Annotated in this window: 20 protein-coding genes; 17 read left to right on the top strand and 3 right to left on the bottom strand. The window is 59.5% G+C overall.

Going from position 1 to position 22249, the window contains the following annotated elements:
* Positions 1–26: 26 nt before the first annotated feature.
* The 4 genes from FOI68_RS10920 (at position 27) to icmF (ending at position 6219) form a co-directional block, all read left to right on the top strand.
* Positions 27–1169 (top strand): acyl-CoA dehydrogenase, encoded by a 1143-nt coding sequence (locus tag FOI68_RS10920; RefSeq protein WP_035296139.1) that lies wholly within the window; start codon positions 27–29, stop codon positions 1167–1169.
* A 36-nt stretch (positions 1170–1205) separates the two neighbouring features.
* On the top strand, positions 1206–2153 hold the full coding sequence (gene meaB / locus FOI68_RS10915) for a methylmalonyl Co-A mutase-associated GTPase MeaB (RefSeq protein WP_035296138.1): 948 nt from the start codon (positions 1206–1208) through the stop codon (positions 2151–2153).
* 142 nt (positions 2154–2295) lie between these two features.
* Entirely contained in the window at positions 2296–2928 is a 633-nt protein-coding gene (locus tag FOI68_RS10910; protein ID WP_029100411.1) for a TetR/AcrR family transcriptional regulator, read from the top strand.
* 39 nt (positions 2929–2967) lie between these two features.
* On the top strand, positions 2968–6219 hold the full coding sequence (icmF, locus tag FOI68_RS10905; RefSeq protein ID WP_143863186.1) for a fused isobutyryl-CoA mutase/GTPase IcmF: 3252 nt from the start codon (positions 2968–2970) through the stop codon (positions 6217–6219).
* Positions 6220–6336: 117 nt separating this feature from the next.
* On the opposite strand, the gene FOI68_RS10900 is transcribed toward icmF, so the two are convergent.
* Together FOI68_RS10900 and FOI68_RS10895 are read right to left on the bottom strand one after the other, a co-directional pair.
* Positions 6337–8034, bottom strand: a complete 1698-nt coding sequence (locus tag FOI68_RS10900) for a b(o/a)3-type cytochrome-c oxidase subunit 1 (RefSeq protein ID WP_143863185.1) — start codon at positions 8032–8034, stop codon at positions 6337–6339.
* A gap of 22 nt (positions 8035–8056) precedes the next feature.
* On the bottom strand, positions 8057–8536 hold the full coding sequence (locus FOI68_RS10895) for a cytochrome c oxidase subunit II (protein WP_370512121.1): 480 nt from the start codon (positions 8534–8536) through the stop codon (positions 8057–8059).
* Between the two features lie 399 nt (positions 8537–8935).
* Between FOI68_RS10895 and rpoE the strand changes: the two genes are divergently transcribed.
* The gene (gene rpoE / locus FOI68_RS10890; RefSeq protein ID WP_035296132.1) at positions 8936–9484 is read left to right on the top strand and encodes a DNA-directed RNA polymerase subunit delta; all 549 of its coding nucleotides are present in this window, start codon (positions 8936–8938) and stop codon (positions 9482–9484) included.
* A 210-nt stretch (positions 9485–9694) separates the two neighbouring features.
* The gene (locus tag FOI68_RS10885; RefSeq protein ID WP_029100406.1) at positions 9695–11296 is read left to right on the top strand and encodes a CTP synthase; all 1602 of its coding nucleotides are present in this window, start codon (positions 9695–9697) and stop codon (positions 11294–11296) included.
* A gap of 172 nt (positions 11297–11468) precedes the next feature.
* On the opposite strand, the gene FOI68_RS10880 is transcribed toward FOI68_RS10885, so the two are convergent.
* A complete protein-coding gene (locus FOI68_RS10880) occupies positions 11469–12263 on the bottom strand; it encodes a lipid II flippase Amj family protein (RefSeq protein ID WP_143863184.1) in 795 nt (264 codons plus the stop codon).
* Between the two features lie 161 nt (positions 12264–12424).
* On the opposite strand from FOI68_RS10880, the gene FOI68_RS10875 reads away from it, so the two are divergent.
* The 11 genes from FOI68_RS10875 (at position 12425) to FOI68_RS10825 (ending at position 22121) form a co-directional block, all read left to right on the top strand.
* Positions 12425–12799: a response regulator gene (locus FOI68_RS10875; protein ID WP_029100404.1), complete on the top strand. Its 375-nt coding sequence runs from the start codon at positions 12425–12427 to the stop codon at positions 12797–12799.
* Positions 12800–12899: 100 nt separating this feature from the next.
* A complete protein-coding gene (gene fba / locus FOI68_RS10870) occupies positions 12900–13754 on the top strand; it encodes a class II fructose-1,6-bisphosphate aldolase (protein WP_035296127.1) in 855 nt (284 codons plus the stop codon).
* Positions 13755–13771: 17 nt separating this feature from the next.
* Positions 13772–14416: a fructose-6-phosphate aldolase gene (fsa, locus tag FOI68_RS10865; RefSeq protein ID WP_029100402.1), complete on the top strand. Its 645-nt coding sequence runs from the start codon at positions 13772–13774 to the stop codon at positions 14414–14416.
* Positions 14417–14497: 81 nt separating this feature from the next.
* Positions 14498–15781 carry a UDP-N-acetylglucosamine 1-carboxyvinyltransferase gene (locus tag FOI68_RS10860; protein ID WP_029100401.1) on the top strand — a complete coding sequence of 428 codons (1284 nt, stop codon included), beginning with the start codon at positions 14498–14500 and terminating at the stop codon, positions 15779–15781.
* Positions 15782–15820: 39 nt separating this feature from the next.
* On the top strand, positions 15821–16783 hold the full coding sequence (gene glpX, locus FOI68_RS10855) for a class II fructose-bisphosphatase (RefSeq protein WP_029100400.1): 963 nt from the start codon (positions 15821–15823) through the stop codon (positions 16781–16783).
* 51 nt (positions 16784–16834) lie between these two features.
* Complete coding sequence (gene rho, locus FOI68_RS10850; protein ID WP_029100399.1) at positions 16835–18109, top strand: transcription termination factor Rho; 1275 nt, start codon at positions 16835–16837, stop codon at positions 18107–18109.
* 116 nt (positions 18110–18225) lie between these two features.
* The gene (locus FOI68_RS10845) at positions 18226–19122 is read left to right on the top strand and encodes a peptidoglycan DD-metalloendopeptidase family protein (protein ID WP_143863183.1); all 897 of its coding nucleotides are present in this window, start codon (positions 18226–18228) and stop codon (positions 19120–19122) included.
* A gap of 70 nt (positions 19123–19192) precedes the next feature.
* Positions 19193–20458 (top strand): radical SAM family protein, encoded by a 1266-nt coding sequence (locus FOI68_RS10840; RefSeq protein ID WP_143863182.1) that lies wholly within the window; start codon positions 19193–19195, stop codon positions 20456–20458.
* Positions 20459–20567: 109 nt separating this feature from the next.
* The gene (gene rpmE / locus FOI68_RS10835; protein WP_029100396.1) at positions 20568–20768 is read left to right on the top strand and encodes a 50S ribosomal protein L31; all 201 of its coding nucleotides are present in this window, start codon (positions 20568–20570) and stop codon (positions 20766–20768) included.
* A 175-nt stretch (positions 20769–20943) separates the two neighbouring features.
* Complete coding sequence (locus tag FOI68_RS10830; protein ID WP_035296124.1) at positions 20944–21519, top strand: thymidine kinase; 576 nt, start codon at positions 20944–20946, stop codon at positions 21517–21519.
* A gap of 104 nt (positions 21520–21623) precedes the next feature.
* The gene (locus tag FOI68_RS10825) at positions 21624–22121 is read left to right on the top strand and encodes a sporulation protein (RefSeq protein WP_029100394.1); all 498 of its coding nucleotides are present in this window, start codon (positions 21624–21626) and stop codon (positions 22119–22121) included.
* The last annotated feature ends 128 nt before the right edge of the window (positions 22122–22249 follow it).

Below are 22249 nucleotides of genomic sequence, written 5' to 3'. Positions count from 1 at the left end.
AACCATGACGCAGGGGAGTGGGGAACATGAACTTTCAACTGACGGAAGAGCAGGAAATGCTCCGCAAAATGATTCGCGACTTCGCGGAGAACCAGGTGGCGCCGACAGCGGCGGAGCGCGATGAGGAAGAGCGCTTTGACCGGTCCATTTTTGAACAGATGGCGGAGCTGGGGCTGACCGGCATTCCCTGGCCGGAGAAGTACGGCGGCGCGGGAGCCGACTACCTCAGCTACGTGCTTGCCGTGGAGGAGCTGTCCCGCGTGGACGCCTCCATCGGCGTCACGCTGTCCGCCCACGTCTCTCTGGCGAGCTGGCCGATTTACAAGTTCGGCACGGAGGAGCAGAAGCAGAAGTACCTGCGGCCGCTGGCGGAAGGCAAAAAGCTGGGTGCCTACTGCCTGACCGAGCCCGGCTCCGGGTCCGACGCCGCCGGGATGCGCACCACCGCCGTGCGCGACGGCGATCACTACGTGCTGAACGGCACCAAGATTTTCATCACCAACGCGGGCGAGGCGGAGATTTACATCGTCTTTGCCCTGACCAATCCGGAGCTGAAGCACAAGGGGATCACCGCCTTTATCGTGGAAAAAGGCACGCCCGGCTTCACGATGGGCAAAAAGGAGAAGAAACTGGGGATTCGCTCGTCGCTGACGCTCGCCGTCAACTTTGAAGATGTCCGCGTCCCCGTGGAAAACGTGCTCGGGGAAGAAGGACAGGGATTCAAGATCGCGATGATGACGCTGGATGGCGGGCGCAACGGCATTGCCGCCCAGGCGCTGGGCATCGCGCAGGGGGCGTTTGATCACGCGCTGGCGTACGCCAAGGAACGGCACCAGTTCGGCAAACCGATTGCGTCGCTGCAGGCGATTCAGTTCAAGCTGGCCGACATGGCGACGAAAATCGAGGCGGCGCGGCTGCTGACCTACCAGGCGGCATGGCTGGAAGACCAGGGGCTGCCCTACGGCAAGGCATCGGCGATGTCCAAGGTGTTTGCCGGCGACATCGCGATGGAAGTGACGACGGAGGCGGTGCAGGTCTTCGGCGGCTACGGATACACCCGCGAGTATCCGGTGGAACGCTTCATGCGCGACGCCAAGATCACCCAGATTTACGAAGGCACCAACGAGATTCAGCGGGTCGTCATCAGCAACTACCTGCTGAAAGAGTAAGAGGCGGCAAAGTACAGGGCGAGAAGAGGGCTTTTCATGCATGAGATCACACGGCGCATCCTGGCGGGCGACGCGCGCGGTGCAGCCCGCGCCATCACCTGCATCGAAAACGACTATCCGGAGCGGTCGCGGATCCTGCGGGAACTGTTTCCCCACACCGGCCGGGCGAAGCTGATCGGCATTACCGGAACGCCGGGCGCGGGCAAAAGCTCGCTGGTGGACTGCCTGATCGGCTACCTGCGCAAACTGGGGTTGAAAATCGGCGTGGTGGCGGTTGATCCGACCAGCCCGTTTACCGGCGGCGCGCTTCTGGGCGACCGCGTGCGGATGCAGAACCACGCACTGGACAGCGGCGTGTTTATCCGCAGCATGGGGACGCGCGGCAGCCTCGGCGGCCTTTCCCGCAACACGCGGGACGCCGTGCGGGTGCTGGACGCGTACGGCTGTGACGTCATCCTGATCGAGACGGTCGGGGTGGGGCAGTCGGAGCTGGACGTGATGACCATCGCCGATACGACCGTGGTGGTGCTCACCCCCGGCGGGGGCGATTCGGTCCAGGCGTTCAAGGCGGGCATCATGGAGATTGCCGATCTGTTCGTGATCAACAAAGCCGATCTGCCGGGCGTGGAAAAGCTGCGGATCGAAGTGGAACAGATGCTGGATCTGGCCAAGCATGACGCGCTTTGGCGTCCGCCGATCGTCCAGACGGTCTCCACGAGCGGCCAGGGAATGGCTGAGCTGTGGGAGCAGGTGGGGCAGCACCAGCGCTTTTTGCAGGAGAGCGGAGAGGGGCAGGTACGCCGCTCCCGCCACCTGCAGGAGGAGGTGCTGGACATCGTCCGCGATTCCCTCTACCAGCGGCTGCTGGGCGGCATCAAGACAGGCCGGTACCGGGACGAACTGGAGCGGGTGGCGGCGCGGGAAGCCGACCCGTACTCCGCAGCCGACCGCATCGTCCGTGAGTGGTGGGGACCAACCCCCTGAGCGGGAGGAAAAGAAAGATTGGCGTCCGGCGTTCTCTCGACGTATAATATACGGGATATGATACGAAGAGAGCGCTGCGGTCTTTCTTTTTCCAAATGTTGTCTGACCAAACGCTCAGTCGGTTGGAAAGGTGGAAGGAATCGTGTCTGAGAAACGAAAAACCATTCCGTCCCTGGTAAAGGACCCCAAGCTGATCGAAAAGCGGCGGGAGCAGATTATTGAAGCGGCCGTCGATCTGTTCATCAACAAAGGGTTTCACAAGACGACCACACGGGAGATCGCCCGTGCGTCCGGGTTCAGCATCGGCACCCTGTACGAATACATCGAATCCAAGGAAGACGTCCTCTATCTGGTGTGCGACGCCATCCATGCGGAAGTGGAGAGCCGCCTGCGCGAGGCGATCACGTTCAACGGCACCGGCCTGAAAATCCTGAAGCTGGCGCTGAAGAGCTTTTTCCGCGTGATGGACCAGATGAGCGACCGCGTCCTGCTGATCTACCAGGAGTCCAAGTCGCTGCCGAAAGAGACGCTGCGCTACGTGTTGCAGCGCGAGGAAGAAATCACGCAAATTTTCGAGGAGATTCTGCGCAAAGGCATTGCCGACGGGTCCATCGGCATCGACGAGAAGCACGTCAAGCTGATGGCCGACAACATCATGGTGCTGGGCGAAATGTGGGTGTTCCGCCGCTGGGCGTTGAAGCGGCACTACACGCTGGAGGAGTTCACCGAGAAACAGACGGCTTTGCTTTTGAGGGAAGTCAGCGTCTCCGAGTAAACGAGGATGGTTAACTTGATATTCGGGGAGAGTGGAACGATGGAAACGGAAGTGTATCGTCCGCAACACAAGGTTCGCTTTGTCACGGCTGCCAGCCTCTTCGACGGACACGACGCGTCGATCAACATCATGCGCCGCATCCTGCAGGCGTCGGGGGCGGAAGTGATCCATCTGGGGCACAACCGCTCCGTCGACGAGATTGTCACCGCCGCCATCCAGGAAGATGTGCAGGGGATCGCCGTCAGTTCCTATCAAGGCGGTCACGTCGAGTTTTTCAAATACATGGTGGACCTGCTGCGCGAGCGGGGAGCGGGACACATCCGCGTCTTCGGCGGCGGAGGCGGGGTCATCGTTCCACGGGAAATCCGCGAGCTGGAGGCGTACGGCGTCTGCAAGATCTTTTCCCCTGACGACGGCCGACGCCTCGGGCTGCAGGGGATGATCAACCACATGCTGCGGGAGACCGATTTCCCCACGGTAAAGGAACTGACGGGCGAGGTGGAGGAACTGCGCCGGCAGCAGCACCAGGCGATCGGGCGGCTGATTTCCGTGGCGGAGTACGCCGTGGAAAAGCCGGAGTGGCAGGGGCGGCTCACGGACGGGCTGCCGGAGCCGGAGCGCACGGTGCCGGTGCTGGGGATCACCGGCACGGGCGGCGCCGGAAAAAGTTCGCTGACCGATGAACTGGTCCGCCGCTTTTTGCGCACCTATGCCGACAAGACCGTCGCGATCCTGTCCGTCGACCCGTCCAAGCAAAAGACGGGCGGGGCGCTGCTCGGCGACCGCATCCGCATGAACGCCAACAACACGCCGCGCGTCTACATGCGCAGCCTGGCCACGCGCCGGTCCGGCTCGGAACTGTCGGCCGCCGTCAAGGACGCGATCCGGGTGGCCCGGGCCGCCAACTTTGACCTGATCATCGTGGAAACCAGCGGCATCGGGCAGGGAGACGCCCAGGTGACGGACGTGTGCGACGTCGCGCTGTACGTGATGACCAGCGAGTTTGGCGCCCCCTCCCAGTTGGAAAAGATCGACATGCTCGACTTTGCCGACCTGGTGGCGATCAACAAGTTCGAACGGAAAGGCTCGGAGGACGCGCTGCGGGAAGTGCGCAAGCAGTACCGGCGCAACCACAACCTGTTTGACGTGCCGGATGAGCAGATTCCCGTGTACGGCACGATCGCCAGCCAGTTCAACGATCCGGGCACCAATGTGCTGTTTGCCGCCCTGATGCGCAAGATCGTGGAAAAAACAGGCGTCGACTGGCCGGTGGAACATCTTGACGCGACGCCGGTCAAGATGCACAAGACGGCGCTGATCCCGGCGGAGCGCGTCAACTATCTGCAGGAGATCGCCAACACGGTGCGGGCGTACCGGGCGTTCGCCGCGGAGCAGTCGTCGATCGCGCGCAAGCTGTATCAACTGCACGGGGCCAAGGAGACGCTGCTGGCGTCGGGCGAACCGGATGCGGCCGAGGCGGCCCGCGTGCTGGATAAGCAGATCGCGCATTTTGAAGGCAAGCTGCATCCCGAGTGCCGCCGCATCCTGGACAACTGGCCGAAGCTGAAGGAACTGTACCGGCAGGATCAGTTTGTCACCAAGGTGCGCGACAAGGAGATCGTCACCAGGCTGTACACGGAGTCGCTCTCCGGCACCCGCATCCCGAAAGTATGCCTGCCTGAATTTGAAGACTGGGGCGAAATTTTGAAATGGTCGCTCAAAGAGAACGTGCCGGGCCAATTTCCCTATACGGCGGGCGTCTTTCCGTTCAAGCGGGAGGGAGAGGACCCGAAGCGGCAGTTTGCCGGGGAAGGCACGCCGGAGCGAACCAACCGGCGCTTTCACTTCCTTTCGCAAAACGACGAGGCGAAGCGGCTCAGCACGGCGTTTGACTCGGTGACCCTGTACGGCGAAGACCCCGATTACCGCCCGGACATTTACGGCAAGATCGGCAACAGCGGTGTCAGCGTCTGTACGCTCGACGACATGAAAAAGCTGTACGCCGGCTTTGACCTGTGCGCGCCGACCACCTCCGTTTCCATGACCATCAACGGTCCGGCGCCGATCATTCTCGCCATGTTCATGAACGCGGCGATCGACCAGCAGGTGGAGAAATTCGCGGAGCGGGAGGGACGGCAGCCGACGCCGGACGAGTACGAGCAGATCAAGGCGTACACGCTGTCCACGGTGCGCGGCACGGTGCAGGCGGACATCCTGAAGGAAGACCAGGGGCAGAACACCTGCATCTTCTCCACCGAGTTCGCGCTGCGGATGATGGGCGACATCCAGCAGTACTTCATCGACCACAAGGTGCGCAACTACTACTCCGTCTCCATCTCCGGGTACCACATCGCCGAGGCGGGGGCCAACCCGATCACGCAGTTGGCGTTTACGCTGGCCAACGGCTTTACCTACGTGGAATACTACCTGAGCCGGGGCATGCACATTGACGACTTTGCGCCCAATCTGTCGTTCTTCTTCTCCAACGGACTGGATCCCGAGTACACGGTGATCGGCCGGGTGGCACGCCGCATCTGGGCGACGGTGATGAAAAACCGCTACGGCGCCAACGAGCGCAGCCAAAAGCTGAAGTATCACATCCAGACGTCGGGACGCTCCCTCCACGCGCAGGAGATGGACTTCAACGACATCCGCACCACGCTGCAGGCGCTGATCGCCATCTACGACAACTGCAATTCGCTGCACACCAACGCCTACGACGAGGCGATCACCACGCCGACGGAAAACTCCGTCCGCCGCGCCATGGCGATCCAGATGATCATCAACAAGGAGATGGGGCTGGCGAAAAACGAGAATCCGCTGCAGGGCTCGTTTATCATCGAGGAGCTGACCGATCTGGTGGAGGAAGCGGTGCTGCAGGAATTTGAGCGGCTGAACGCGCGCGGCGGCGTGCTCGGCGCGATGGAGACGCAGTACCAGCGGGGCAAGATCCAGGACGAATCGATGTACTACGAGATGAAGAAGCACAGCGGCGAACTGCCGATCATCGGGGTGAACACCTTTATCAACCCGAACGCCTCGGAAGAGGACTACGAGATCGAGCTGGCGCGCGCGACGGAAGAGGAAAAAGAACAGCAAATCCGTAACCTGCGCGCCTTCCACGAGCGGCATCGCGAGCAGGCACCGGCCGCGCTCAAGCGGCTTCAGGAAGTGGCGATGTCCGGCGGCAATATCTTCGCCGAGCTGATGGAGACGGTGAAGGTGGCTTCGCTGGGACAGATCAGCGCCGCGCTGTACGAAGTGGGCGGACAGTATCGGCGGAATATGTAAACGTGGGCCCGCTGTGCGAAAGCAAGCTGCTTCCGTGCGGCGGGCCTTTTTTCGTTCCGATGCCGGGGAGTGTCGAGGTGGATGCAGGCCCGGCCGGTAAAAAGCCGGGCCAAGCTGCTACCACGTCCGCATCGGCAGCGCGCCGGGAGCGGGGTGGATGAACAACTGCACAAAGGGCATCGTGTAGGCAAACAGGATCAAGCCGACGGCCACACCGATCCAGATGGACCAGCGTTCCAGAAAAAACGGCGGTTTGGGTTGATCAGGGGTGACCTCGCCGATGGGATATTCGTTGGGGGTTTCCGTTTTCGGCGCAAAGAACCACAGGTATGTGGCGATAATCAGAAACAGCACAATCCCCGTGAACAGGATGCCCCCGCCCAGCGCCATCGCCTGACGGTAAGGGATCCACATCTGGGCAACGGGATGGTCGCCGTACGTCGTGTAACTGATTCGCCTCGGTTCCCCCAGGAGCCCGACAGCGTGCATCCCGCCCGACATGAGCGCCATCCCGATCACCCAGGTAAACGCCTGGACGATCCCCAGATGATTCATTGCCCGGGTCAGCGTCCGGCCGCGAAGCACCGGAATCAGCATGTAGGATATGCCAAAAAACGTCAGGACGACACTGGAGGCCAGGGTAAGATGAAAGTGGCCGGTTACCCATAACGTGTTGTGAACCACCTGGTTTAATTGATAGCTGGCATTGATAATCCCGCCGATTCCGGCCGGAACGAACAGGATCATGCCGAGAAACGGCGCAAGAAAGCGAACGTCCTTGTACGGCAGTTTGGTGATCCACCCCAGCAGCCCTTTTCCCCCTTGGGAGCGGCCGGCCAATTCGAACGTGGCCAAAAGGGAAAATGCCGTTAAAAACGAGGGGATGACCACGAAAAAGGTGAGAACGGTCTGCACAAACTTCCAGACGGAATCAATGCCCGGCTCGTTGAACTGGTGATGCAGCCCGACCGGTATGGAGTAGAGGATAAAGAGGATAAACGTCAACCGGGGCAGCGAATTGCTGAAGATGTGCCCTTTTACCAGCCGGGGGATGTTGACGTACCAATAGATGTAGGCCGGCAGCAGCCAGAAGTAGACCAGGGCGTGACCGAAATACCAGAACAGCGTCCGGCTCAGGCTGACATCCACCCGTTCTGTCCACCCCATCGACCAGGGAATCAGTTGGAACAGCATTTCGATCGCGACGCCGAGGGTGCAGATGACCCACAAGATCATCGTCGCGACAGCCATGTAGGCAAACAGCGGGGACGATTCGCCGGGATGAGCGTGCCTCCATCTGCGGAAGGCGGAAAAGACGGTGACGCTGCTGCTCCAGCTTCCGACCACGACGGCGGTCAGGCCGACGTAGAACAGCGGGGAGGCTTTGAGCGGTGCGTAAAAGGTGTAGAGCACGGACGCGTCATTCGTGAGGATGGGAATGAGCGCAAGAACGGTACCCGCCGCCATCAGGCCGAAGCCTGTCCATCCCCATGCCCGTTCCTGTGGTGTCAGCTCGCCTCCCGTTGTTTTGGCCACGCCCGAAAAGAGAAACCCGATGATGAAAAAGGTGGTGAAGACAAGGGCCAGGCTTACTCCGTGCAGGGTGAGCAGCTGATAGTAGCCCAGCGCCGACGGCAAGGTAATCACGCCGGTCCGCTGCAGGGTCTGCAGCACGCCGGCCACTGCTCCAAGCAGCAGGGCCAGATAGGCAAAGCCGATATGGGCCTGAATCAGCAGTTGGTCATTGCGCTGAAAGCGAAAATCGCTGTTGCCGACTGTGGCACCGCCAAAGCCGGTGGTTTGCAAGTCACTCATCTCCAACAACTCCACCCGTGTTTTATTGAACCACCATTTTGGCCATCATGACCTGATGGCCGATGCCGCAGTATTCGTTGCACAAAAGCAAATACTCTCCCGGCTTCTTGAAGGTATAGGTAAATTCCGTGACATGCCCCGGCACGACCATCAGGTTTACGTTGGTTCCCGGTATGGCAACGCCGTGAATGACATCGGGGCTGGTCACGCGAAAATGAACCGTGGATCCCGCCGGAACGGTCGGGGCGGTCGGCAGGTAGTTGAAGGCCCGGGCCACCATGACGACCTGATACTCCTTGTCCCCGACAGGATAGACGCCCGGTTTGTCAAACGGCGCCGTGCTCAATACCTGGTCCGGGGCGACCGTCCGCTCGTGACCGTCAGCCGGGTGCCTGTCCATCGCGAAAGCCATGATCCCGGTGACGAGCAGAAAAATGATGAGGGTAATGACGCCGAACCACAACCAGATCTTTTCGTAACGAGGCAAATCAATTCCCTGCACCGTCCTGTCTCCTTCCTACTGCCGACTGAGATACAGTTCAAAAATGCTGACCCACCCGACAATCATCAGGGCGCCCAAAACCATCACCAACAAGAAGCTGCCGGCCAACTGTCTGTCGTCTTTCACTGCCACCCCTCCGCTCCTGCGAGTTACGATGTTAGGTATGTCCCACATATTGGATAACTATGCATGATTTTTCCTCCTCTTCCTGTCCTTCTGAATGATGACGTGACGTCTCGGGGCGTCAGAAAAACCGTTTGAATTCCTTGCATTTTTGTCTAAAATAATGAATACTGTAAGATAGCCTATTTACCGTTGAACGAGACCAAGGTCTCGGCCGTACGGCGAGAGCCTTGACTGAACGAACGCCAAGTTTTCCAATGAAAGGACGTGCCCTGGGTGAGTCAATTGCTTGCACATATGGACCGTGAAAAAATGAGTGAAATGGCATTGGTTGACATCGCGTACGAGATTTTGCGCGAAACCAATCGGCCGTACAACTTCCGCGAGCTGATGGACGAATTGGCTGCCCTGCGCGGAATGACCGAAGAGCAAAAGATGGCCATTATTGCCCAAGTATATACCGAAATCAACATCGACGGCCGGTTTGTCTGCCTGGGCGACAACACCTGGGGATTGAAACGGTGGTACCCGACAGACGCCGTGGAAGAAACCCAGGAGGGCGGCAAGAAGAAGAAGGTGCTCCTCGACGACGACTTCGACGATTACGAGATCGAGGAAGACATCGTCGAAGAGTTCGAAGAGGACGAAATCGCCATCTTCGAAGACGACGAAGAGTTCCTGGACGACGCGGCGCTGGATGACGATCTCGACCCCGAACTGGACGATGAAGAAGAGATCGTGGAAGACGAAGACCTGTTTGAAGACGAAGACGTGGACAGCGAGGATGCCATCGCGGAAGTGGACGAAGACGCGGAGGATTTTTAGAATCTTGACTTCCGCTTGAGAGACAGATAAAATACTCCTTGGGCTTCACATGAAGAAGGATTAAATATGGGAAACTACAAAACAAAAGTGCCCCCTGCCCGAGCCGTATCGGGGTGGGAACCGCTTTTGTTTTTTCTTTTTTTGGAGCCGTCTTCATCGTTGTTTATCAGTACATTCATCAAGGAACAGGGGAAAGAGGGGACGTAAATCATGACGAAGTACATTTTTGTGACAGGCGGGGTTGTATCCTCGTTGGGAAAAGGGATTACTGCGGCTTCTCTGGGCCGACTCCTGAAAAACAGAGGCTTGAAGGTAACCATCCAAAAATTTGACCCATATATCAACGTCGACCCGGGGACGATGAGCCCGTACCAGCACGGCGAAGTGTTCGTCACCGACGACGGGGCGGAAACGGACCTGGACCTGGGGCACTACGAGCGCTTCATTGACATCAACCTGAGCGCCAACTCCAACGTGACCACCGGGAAAATCTACTCCGCCGTCATCGCCAAGGAGCGCCGCGGCGACTATCTGGGCGGCACCGTTCAGGTCATTCCGCACATTACCAACGAGATCAAGGAGCGCGTCTTCCGTGCGGGACGTGAAACCGGCGCCGACGTGGTCATCACCGAGATCGGCGGCACCGTGGGCGACATCGAGAGCCTGCCGTTCCTGGAGGCGATCCGCCAGATCAAGAGCGACATCGGCCGCGAAAATGTCATGTACATTCACGTCACCCTGATCCCGTATATCAAGGCTGCCGGCGAGATGAAAACCAAGCCGACGCAGCACAGCGTCAAGGAACTGCGCAGCCTGGGCATCCAGCCCAATGTCATCGTCACCCGCACCGAACACCCGCTGTCCCAGGAGATGAAGGACAAGCTGGCGCTGTTCTGTGACATCGACAAAAACGCGGTGATCGAATGCGTAGACGCCGAAACCCTGTACGACGTGCCGCTGCAGCTTCAGGCACAGGGTCTGGACGACTACGTCTGCCGCCACCTGGGACTCACCTGCAAGGAAGCGGACATGACCGAGTGGAAAGCGCTGGTCAACAAGATCAAAAACCTGTCGCACACCACCCGCATCGCCATCGTCGGCAAGTACGTGGAGCTGCACGACGCATACCTCTCCGTCGCGGAGGCGCTCTACCACGGCGGCTATGCCAACGACAGCAACGTGGAGATCAAGTGGGTGAGCGCCGAAGAAGTGACGCCGGAAAACGTGCATGAACTGCTGGGCGACGTAAATGGCATTCTCGTGCCGGGCGGATTCGGCGACCGCGGCATCGAAGGAAAGATTACCGCTACCCGCTACGCCCGCGAAAACAAGGTGCCGTTCCTGGGCATCTGTCTGGGCATGCAGATCGCCGTCATCGAATTTGCCCGCCACGTGGCCGGTTTGGACGGCGCCAACAGCTCGGAGATCAATCCGGATACGAAATACCCGGTGATCGACCTCTTGCCGGAACAGAAAGAGATCGAGGACAAAGGCGGCACCATGCGTCTCGGCCTGGGACCGACCAAAGTGGAGCCGGGCAGCCTGGCCGAAAAGGCGTACCAGAGCACGCTGGTGTACGAACGCCACCGTCACCGCTACGAAGTGAACAACGAGTACCGCGATCAGTTGGCCCAGTTGGGCATGCGCTTTGCGGGCACCTCCCCGGACGGCCGTCTGGTGGAGATCGTGGAGATTCCGGACCATCCGTGGTTCCTGGCCACGCAGTTCCATCCGGAATTTACCTCCCGTCCGAACCGTCCGCAGCCGCTGTTCCGCGAATTTGTGAAGGCTTCGCTGGCTCACAAGCGCTAAGCGGCGCGGGCCGGGCCCAAACAAAAAAGACGCACCTTCGGACTTCTCCGTGGGTGCGTCTTTTTGTCCAGGACCGAAAAAGGGCGGGAGCGCTGTCCCGGTTGGGCCCGAACCGTTCTTCCGTTGGGCGGTTTCGTCCGGCGCCAGTCCCGTCCCGCCGGTCAGGCGACCGCTAATGGAACAGCGGGGCCAGCCAGGCCACCCAGTGGGCCGCCGGCACGAGCAGGAACTGGGCCAGGATCGTGCCGAAGAAGCGGGACACCATCAGCCACAGATACGTGTCCCGGATCGACTCGGTCGGGGCTTGTCCCTGCAGGGCCTTGTCCGTCAGCAGCGCCACCTGCGGGTCGACCAGAACGGCCATGATGATGGTGGCAAAGCCGTTGATCAGGCCCGAGGACATCAGCACCGTCGCCTTGAAGGCGGGCGCGAGCAGCGACGCGTACAGGACGGACAGGATGCTGGAAGTGTAGATGCCGGTGACGACGCAGTTGAGCAGCAGCAGCCGTTTGGGAATGCCCCGGAAGCGAGACCGCGACAGCGCCCGCCAGCGGGGGAAGCGGATGTGATGCCGGACGTGGCGAATGCTGTGGACCGTGACGGACGTCCGCAGCATCTGCGGGATGGAACCGGCCAGTTCCAGGTGGGCGATCAGCCGCTTCGAGAGCTGGATGCAGGTGGGAAACAAGAGAATGGCCGCCAGCGTGCCCAGTGACGCGGCACCGATGATCATGTGAAGGTCGGGTGCCACGTCCGCATGACTGACGGCCGCCCGGTCAATCAGTCCGCCGGTAAACGGACTCTGCATCAGGTTGGCGGTGCGGGAGACGAGCAGAACCATGCCGGTCAGAGACAGCGCGACGGCCAGCCGCGCCGTCTGCACGCCGGCCAGGCGAATGGCGAACGAAAGCGTCTCCGTGGCGTGGATTACAAACGTAAACAGGCAAATCAGCCAAACCGTATTCATACGGGTTCAGTCCCCTTGCATGCGTCGAATGGTCATTCTCCATTATACTCGAAAGCGGCTGCGCGGGAAATTTTCCACCTGCCGTTGCAGGATTTTCCTGATTTTAGGCGAATCAAGGTTATTTAAGTAAAACGGTCTTTTGAGCAGGGGGATAGGAAACCATGCAGGATAAACGGGAGAAAAAAGTGTTGGTTGTGGACGATCAGTACGGCATTCGCATCCTGCTGTACGAGGTGCTTGGCAAGGAAGGCTACAAAACGTTCCAGGCCGCCAACGGCAAAATGGCCCTGGAGATCGTGGAAAAGGAGTCGCCTGATCTGGTGATCCTCGATATGAAAATCCCCGGCATGGACGGCATTGAGATTTTGAAGCACATCAAAAAGATCAACCAGGACATCAAGGTGATCATGATGACCGCTTACGGCGAGCTGGACATGATCAAAGAAGCGACACAGCTGGGAGCGTTGACTCACTTCACGAAGCCGTTTGACATCGACGAGCTGCGCATGGCCGTGCACCAGCAGTTGGCTTGTTAGAGACACCCGGGATTGACACCCCGGACAAGCGTACCTGTTAACGCGCGGATTCATGTGGTATAATAGGCCACGTTACAGAGTCTGCTAAGGAGGATTATCAATGCCACTGGTACCTATGACCGCTTTTACCGAAGACGTCAAGAAGCATAAATACGCTGTCGGACAGTTCAACCTCAACAACCTGGAGTTCACGCAAGCGATTACGGAGGCAGCGATCGAAGAGAAATCCCCGGTGATTTTCGGCGTATCCGAAGGCGCGCTGAAGTACATGGGGCTCGAGTTTACCGTGGCGATGGCCAAGGCGGCGGCGGAGCGCGCAGGTGTTCCGGTTGCCCTACACCTGGACCACGGCAGCAACTTTGACATCGTGATGAAATGTATCCGTGCCGGCTTTTCTTCCGTGATGTTCGACGGGTCCCACCATCCGTACGAAGAGAACATTCGCCTGACCAAACAGGTTGTCGAAGCTGCCCATGCGGTCGGCGTTTCCGTGGAAGGCGAGCTGGGTACCATCGGCGGGGTAGAGGACGACCTGTCCGTGGATGAAGAAGACGCTACCCTGGCAAATCCGGAAGAAGCGATCCGCTTCTGGGAAGAAACCAAAGTAGACTATCTGGCCATTGCTGTCGGAACGGCACACGGCATGTACAAAGGGGAGCCGAAAATCCGCTTTGACATCATCGAAAAAGTGGCAAGCAACATCGGCGCTCCGATCGTGCTGCACGGCGGCTCCGGCGTACCGGACGAAGCGATCAAGAAATCGATCAGCCTGGGCGTCGGCAAAATCAACGTGAATACCGAAAGCCAAGTCGCATGCACCGAAACGGTACGCAAAATCCTCGCTGCCAAGCCGAACGAAATTGACCCGCGCAAATACTTGGGACCGGCCCGCGAAGCGATCAAGGAAGTCGTCAAAGGGAAAATGCGCCTGTTCGGAAGCAGCAACCGCGCGTAACCAAGGAGGTACACATCATGCGCTTTTTGATTGATACGGCTAACGTCGAAGAAATACGCGAGATTCACGAGTGGGGCGTGGTGTCCGGCGTGACGACCAACCCGTCGCTCGTTGCCAAGGAAGGGCGCGATTTCATCGAAACGCTGAAGGAAATCATCGACATCGTGGACGGCCCGATCAGCGCGGAAGTGATCAGCACGGACGCCAAGGGCATGATCGAGGAAGGGGAGAAGCTGGCTTCCCTGTCCAAGAACATCGTGATCAAGGTCCCGATGACGGCGGAAGGCCTGAAGGCTGTCAAGCACTTCGCCAAGCGGAAGATCCGCACCAACGTCACGCTGGTGTTCTCCGCCAACCAGGCGCTGCTGGCGGCACGGGCCGGCGCCACCTACGTTTCCCCGTTCCTGGGCCGTCTGGACGACATCGGCCACGACGGCATGCAGTTGATCGAAGACATTGCCGAAATCTTTTCCGTTCACGGTCTGGAGACGGAAATTATCGCCGCCTCTGTCCGCCACCCCGTTCACGTGACGGAAGCGGCGCGCCGCGGCGCTCATTTCGCCACAATCCCCTACAAAGTGTTCAAACAACTGATTGCTCATCCGCTGACCGACAGCGGTCTGGAGAAGTTTCTCGCGGACTGGGCAAGCATGCAAAAGTAAGAACGAATGTGTAAAAGGCCTAAGCACCTTTTCCGTTGGGGAAGGTGCTTCTTTCCCGATTACGCCTGAGGAGAGCTAAGCATGGAAAAGCTGATCATCAACGGTGGGAAGCGACTCGAGGGTTCGGTTTCCATCAGCGGAGCCAAAAACAGCGCCGTTGCCCTGATTCCTGCCGCGCTCCTGGCAGACGGGCCGGTGGTGATTGAAAATCTGCCGCATATTCAGGACGTGGAAATCTACTGTGAGCTGCTGAAGGAAATGGGTGCGGACGTGCTGTTCGAGGACGACTGGATGGAAGTGGACGGGCGTCCGATGAAGCTGATGCTGATGCCCAACGGACGCATCAAGAAGCTGCGGGCGTCCTACTACCTGTGGGGAGCGCTTCTGGCCAAATTCGGCGAGGCCCGCGTCGGTTTGCCGGGCGGCTGCGACCTCGGCCCGCGTCCGGTCGATTTGCACATCAAGGGCTTTGAAGCGCTGGGAGCCCGGGTGGAAAACCAAAACGGCGTCATGACCATTCGCGCCAAAAACGGCCGCCTCAAAGGCGCGCGCATCTACCTGGACCTGGTCAGCGTCGGAGCGACGATCAACATCATGCTGGCTGCGTCCAAGGCGGAGGGCGTGACGATTATTGAAAACGCTGCCCGGGAGCCGGAAATCGTCGACGTCGCCACATTGCTGAACAACATGGGCGCCAAAATCAAGGGGGCCGGCACCGACATCATCCGGATCGAGGGTGTGGAGCGCCTGCGGGGCTGCCGCCACACGATCATCCCGGACCGGATCGAGGCGGGCACCTACATGATCGCGGCTGCCGCGACACGGGGAAGCGTTACCTTGGAAAACGTCATCCCCAAACACCTGGAGTCCGTCACCGCCAAGCTGCGGGAGATCGGGGCGGAAGTGCTGGAAATGGACGACTGTATTCAGGTGAACGGGCGGGAGTTCTATCGCGCCATCGACGTGAAAACCAGCCCGTACCCCGGCTTTCCGACCGATTTGCAGCAGCCGATCACGACCCTGCTGACGCTGGCCGCAGGCACAAGCGTCGTGACGGACAACATTTACAGCGCCCGTTTCCGCCACGTGGACGAACTGCGCCGCATGGGGGCCAATCTGAAAGTGGAAGGGCGCTCGGCGGTCATCGAGGGCGGCAGTCGGCTGAACGGGGCCAAAGTGGTCGCCTCGGACCTGCGCGCGGGCGCGGCGCTGGTCATTGCCGGCCTGGCTACGCAGGGCACGACGGAGCTGGAAGGATTGGAACACATCGATCGCGGTTACGAAAATCTGGTGGGCAAGCTGCAAAGCCTGGGAGCCGATGTGAAACGGATCGGTCTGCCCCGCATGGAGCGCCACCCACGGTAACCGCACGTTCACCAATTGCCAGGAGAGGAGTCTTCCAGAATGGAACGCAGTCTTACGCTTGAACTGGTACGTGTTACGGAGGCGGCAGCGCTGGCGTCCGCCCGCTGGATGGGCCTTGGCAAAAAAGACGAGGCCGATGACGCGGCAACGACGGCGATGCGCAAAGAGTTTGAAAACGTGCCGATGGACGGGATCGTCGTCATCGGCGAAGGGGAAATGGACGAAGCGCCGATGCTGTACATCGGAGAGCGGTTGGGCCAGGGGGTCGCACCGGCCGTAGACGTGGCCGTCGACCCGCTGGAGGGCACCAACATCGTCGCCAAAGGGACCTGGGGAGCCATCTCGGTCATCGCCATTGCCGACCGCGGCAACCTGCTGCATGCACCGGACATGTACATGGAGAAGATCGCCGTCGGCCCGAAAGCGGTGGGCAAAGTGGACATCAACGCCCCGATCAGGGACAACCTGAAGGCGGTTGCCCAGGCCCAGGGCAAGGACATCAGCGACCTGGTGGCGATCGTGCTGGATCGCGACCGCCATCAACGGATCATCCACGAGATCAGGGAAGCCGGGGCGCGCATTCGGCTGATTTCCGACGGGGACGTGGCCGCGGCGATCAACACGGCGTTTCCCGATACCGGTGTGGACATCCTGTTTGGATCCGGGGGCGCTCCCGAAGGCGTATTGGCAGCCGTTGCGCTCAAATGCCTCGGCGGCGAGATTCAGGGCAAGCTGCTGCCGCAAAACGAAGAGGAGATCGAACGCTGCAAGCGGATGGGACTGGCCAATCCCCATCAGGTCCTGTACATGGACGACCTGGTGAAGGGGGATGACGCCATCTTCGCCGCCACCGGCGTTACCGACGGTGAGCTGCTCAGGGGCGTGCGTTTCCAGGGCATGCGCGCCACGACCCATTCCGTCGTCATGCGGGCCAAAACGGGAACCGTCCGCTTTATCGAAGGAAACCACCGCTTGGAGCGCAAACCCCGCCTGGTATTGTAAGGCGGCGATCGGACGAGAATAGATGAAGAGAAAACAAAGAGTGGTGGAATCATGTTACTTTCCGAACTAGAAGAAAAGAAGCTGACCGAACTGTACAAGCTGGCAAAGGAATACCAGATCCCGTACTATTCCCAACTGAAGAAAAAGGAACTGATCTTTGCCATCCTGCGAGCCAGGGCGGAACGGGACGGTCTGATGTTTATGGAAGGGGTGCTGGAAATCCTCCCCGAGGGCTACGGATTCCTGCGCCCCATCAACTACCTCCCCAGCTCGGAGGACATTTACATCTCCCAGTCGCAGATTCGCCGATTTGATCTGCGGATGGGGGACCTGGTATCCGGCAAGGTGCGGCCGCCCAAGGAAAACGAACGGTATTTCGGGCTGCTGCAGGTGGAAGCCGTAAACGGAGAAGACCCCGAATTAGCCGCCGAACGCCTTCACTTTCCCGCCTTGACACCGTTATACCCTCAAAACAAACTCGTTTTGGAAACCGTCCCGGAGCGCATTTCCGCACGCCTGATGGACCTCATCGCCCCTGTCGGGCTTGGCCAGCGCGGCTTGATCGTGGCGCCGCCCAAAGCGGGAAAAACCATGCTGCTCAAAGAGATCGCCAACAGCATTACGGAAAATCGGCCGGACATTCACCTGTTTGTCCTGTTGATCGACGAACGGCCGGAAGAGGTAACCGACATGCAGCGCTCCGTCAAGGGGGAGGTCGTCGCCTCCACGTTTGACGAGCTGCCGGAAAACCACATCAAAGTGGCGGAACTGGTGTTGGAGAGGGCAAAACGATTGGTGGAACACAAAAAGGACGTCGTCATCCTGCTCGACTCCATCACCCGTCTGGCGCGCGCCTACAACCTGGTGATTCCGCCCAGCGGACGGACGCTGTCCGGCGGGATCGACCCGGCCGCGTTTCACCGGCCCAAGCGGTTTTTCGGATCGGCCCGCAATATCGAGGAGGGCGGCAGCCTGACCATCCTGGCGACCGCGCTGGTAGAGACCGGCTCCCGCATGGACGACGTGATTTACGAAGAGTTCAAAGGGACGGGCAACATGGAGCTGCACCTGGACCGCAAACTGGCGGAACGGCGCATCTTCCCGGCGATCGACATTCGCCGCTCGGGCACCCGCCGCGAAGAGCTGCTGCTTTCCAAAGAAGAGCTGGAAAAGCTGTGGGCGATTCGCAAAAGCATGAACGAAACGCCGGAATTCGTCGATTCGTTCCTCAAACGACTGGCGGAGACCAAGACCAACGAAGAATTTTTGCAGACGTTTGAACCCAATAAAATTCGTGGAAAACAAGCAAACGTGACGGCGGGGTAACCAACTCGCCGTCATTTTTTTTCGGGACCAGGCATACGGTAAAAGCAGAGTTTCTGGAACGTGCGGCGGCCGCCGCGCCCATGGCAAAGGCGGAACCGCAGAAAGGAGGAGCGGCTGTGGAGTTCGCGCAGATGCCCGCCGATTGGGGCGGAAGGGAAGAGATCAAGCAGGCGGTGGCGGAACAGGTGCTGTTTCAGGCGTTTAATCCCTACGCCTCTCTGACCAAGCCGACCCCGGCCAACCGGAGCGATGTGATGACCTATACGGTTCAGCCGGGCGACACGCTGTCCGGCATTGCTCACCGGTACGGCCTGTCCCTGAAACAACTGGTGGAACTGAACAGGATGGCCAACCCCAACCTCGTGGGAATCGGCATGAAGCTGAAACTCAGCCAGGGCGACGTGACCCATTCCGTCCGCCGCGGCGAGACCCTGGACGATATTGCCCGCCGGTACGGCGTAAGCAAGGAACTGCTGCTGGAGCGCAATCCGCTGCTTCGGCTGATGTCGGACAACCTCTACATCGGCCAAACCATCCAGATCCCTGTCACCGACTCGCAATCGGTGACGGCGAAGGAGTGGCAGAAGCGGCGCGGCGTGGTGCAGGCGGCCAGCCGCCAGTCAAGCCGTTCCCGCGCGCTGGATTGGCCGGTCAAGCAGGCGACCGTCACCAGCGGCTTCGGCACACGCTGGGGGAAGATGCACAAGGGAATCGACATGTGGAACCAGGACGAGGGGCGGACCCCCATTCACGCCGCCAAGGAAGGCGTCGTCGTGGAAGCCGGGGGCGGCCATCCCGGCTACGGCTTTATGGTCATTCTCGATCACGGAGACGGGCTGCAAACCTACTACGCCCACATGCGCAAAATTCTCGTGTCGCCGGGCCAGTATGTGGAGCGGGGAGAGGTTCTCGGCTACATGGGGCGAACCGGCGATTCCACCGGGTACCATCTGCACTTCGAGGTGCGGCAGGACGATGTGCCGATCAATCCGTTGCGCTACTTGAGCAGGTAACCCTTCACATTTACTTTGACGTGCCGTTGCGTTACAATGGGCTGAGCGAACAAAGCGAGGCGATTTTTCGATGTATTTGGTATACGCAGACGAAAACGGCAACGTCTACGACCACCCGGGACTGCTCGCGGTGGCACGTAACGGCGATATCCTGACGGAGATTTTGGAAGACGAACTGATTCCCCTGCCGGAGGGAGCGACGCTGGTCAGCCTGCCGGACACGGTGCCGATCGGCATGGACCCGGACACGGGCGAGATGGTGAAGCTGGACGGGTACACGGCGGTTGGCGCCTTGATTCCCCAGGGGTTTACCCGGCTGCTTCTGCCGGGCTACATCAAGACCGACAAAAACAGCAAGCTCCCTCTGTTCGGCTATACGGCCGTGGTGTGGAAAGACGGCGGCTTCTGGGTGGCCGGCCGGCAGAGCGATGATCCGTACCAATGGAACCCGCTCAACTTTCCGATGGACGAGCTTCGCCAGCGGGTGGAACGGACACTGGAGCTGTTTCCGAACAACCGGATTTTGCGCCACCTCTCCCACTGTGCGCTGGAATACGAGTGCCTGACCGCCTCCAACAACTTTTTCAACCGCTGGGAGGGCAGTCTGCCGGTCTCCTACACCTGCAACGCCGGCTGTTACGGCTGCATTTCCGAACAGCCGGAGGACAGCGGCTTCCCGTCTCCGCAGACGCGGATGAACTTCAAGCCGACGGAGGACGAGCTGGTGGAGGTGATGCTCCATCACCTGCAGACACCGGAGAGCATCATCAGCTTTGGCCAAGGCTGTGAAGGGGAGCCGTCCACGATGGCTTCCATCATCATTCCGGCGATGCGCCGCGTCCGCGAGCAGACCGACATGGGCTACATCAACATCAACACCAACGCCGGGCTGACCGACCACATCAAAGGCATCGTGGACGCCGGACTGGACCTGATGCGGATCAGCATCATCAGCGCCATCGACGAACACTACAACGCCTACTACCGGCCGCGCCACTACACGCTGGAAAACGTGGCCCGCTCGGCGGAGTACGCCGCTTCCAAGGGCGTGTACACGTCGATCAACTACCTCTGTTTCCCGGGGGTCTTTGACCGTGAAGAGGAGATGGAGGCGATGATCAACTTCATCCGCCGGACTGGCATCAAGCTGATCCAACTGCGCAATCTCAACATCGATCCGGAGAGCTACCTGGCGATGATTCCGCCGGCCAAGGGGGAAGTGTTCGGGATGAAGCAGGCGATCGAGATCTATCAGCAGGAGCTGCCAGACGTGGTGATCGGCTCGTTTACGCACGTGCCGCCGGCGGAGCTGCGCCGCCGGAAAAACATGGCGTAACCGCGAATCTGTTGCATTTCGGTCCGAACCGTGCTACTATCTTGTATGTGTGTTTGTATATAACTCTGTTTCGGCAAACGATTCAGGGCGGAAAAGAGGTGTAATTAGGATGAAACAAGGCATTCACCCGAACTACAACATTGTGAAAGTAACGTGTGCCTGCGGCAACGAATTCGAATCCGGCTCCGTGAAGCAAGCGCTGCGCGTGGAGATCTGCTCCAACTGCCACCCGTTCTTCACCGGTAAGCAAAAATTCGTAGATGCCGGCGGCCGTGTAGACCGCTTCAAACGCAAATACAATCTTTCCTAATCGGGAAGAAGAACCAGGCAGGATCGCTGCCTGGTTTTTGCTTTTTCGGCAAAAAACGTTCCGTTCTGCGGCATGTACCCCTACAATAGAGCCAGAAGCCCGGACGAATGACGCAGACGGGGGAGCCCGCGCGGCATCGCCGGAAGGGAAAATGAACGCAAAGGGAGACAGACAGGTGGCACAACTCTATTTTCGCTATGGGGCGATGAATGCTTCCAAATCAATCCAGTTATTGACGGTGGCTCACAACTACGAGCAGTCAGGCAAAAAAGTGCTGGTGTTTACCCCGGCCATCGACGACCGATACGGTGTCGGCAAGGTGGCTTCGCGTGTGGGAATCAGCCGGGAAGCCATTCCGATCAGCGACGATACGGACATCTTTGCGATCGTCGCCGGGGAGGAGAGCCGGCCGCACTGCGTCCTGGTGGACGAGGGACAGTTTCTCGGCAAACAGCATGTGGAGCAGTTGGTCAAAATCGTGGATGAGCTGGACATCCCGGTGATCGTGTACGGGCTGTTGAAAGACTTCAAGAACCAGTTGTTCCCGGGCAGTGCCCATTTGCTGTGCGAAGCGGACAAGATCGAGGAGATCAAGACCGTGTGCGTCTACTGCAACAAAAAAGCGACCCACATCCTCAAGTTCAAGGACGGCCGCCCCGTTTACACCGGAGAGACGATCGAGATCGGCGGAAACGACACCTACAGCAGCGTCTGCCGCCGCCACTACTACCACCCGCCGGCTGCGTACTGAGGATGGCCCCCGCTTGAGGGCTCTCGTGAAGGCCTCCCCTGTTTGCCTGTGAATGGCCGTCGCCTGCGATGCGCACAATAAGGCAAACAGGAGGTGGCTTTTTTATGCGATGCCAGTCCTTTTGGAAAAGTACCCTGGGCGTGCTGGCCGCAGTTTTGTTGGCATCCCCCCTGACCGCCGGGTGCGGCCGGACGATGCCGCAGGAGCGGAGCTACGGCGCGCAAAGTTACGATCCACAGCAGCACGCGACCATCAAAAGCGACCGGGACGGGGACATCATCGACCGGGGAGCGTCTCCGCTGGAAGACCGGGACGGCTTGATGGGGCGCAACCAAAACCCCAATGTGATCATCGGCCACTCCAACGTGCGTTCCACGCAGATCGATATGGACAACATGGAAGCCATGGCCAAATCAGTGCCGGGCGTGGAAAACGCGCGAATCACCCTGAGCGGCGGAAACGCATATGTTACGTTGGATCTGATCCCCAACGTGACGGCCGCCCAGGCCCGGTCCATCGAACAGCAGGTAATCGCCGCCCTGCGTCAAAAAGTGCCGCGCTACGATTTTCACATCACCTCAAACGACGGATACCATCGCTGATTCCCCGTCCGAGGTTGCGCCGGTCAGCTCCGTCCGGCAGAGCTCACCAACTGCGCTGCCTGGAAACATGCTTCTCCTTCGATGCAATCGCTTTGTCTTCAGTCTGGAGGCTCGGCCATGCCGGGCCT

It is taken from the genome of Brevibacillus sp. LEMMJ03, from assembly GCF_007197875.1.
In the GTDB taxonomy this organism is placed as follows: Bacteria; Bacillota; Bacilli; order Brevibacillales; family Brevibacillaceae; genus Brevibacillus; species Brevibacillus thermoruber.
The sequence above is the reverse complement of the archived record's forward strand: the minus strand, read 5'-3'. Positions and strand labels throughout refer to the sequence as shown.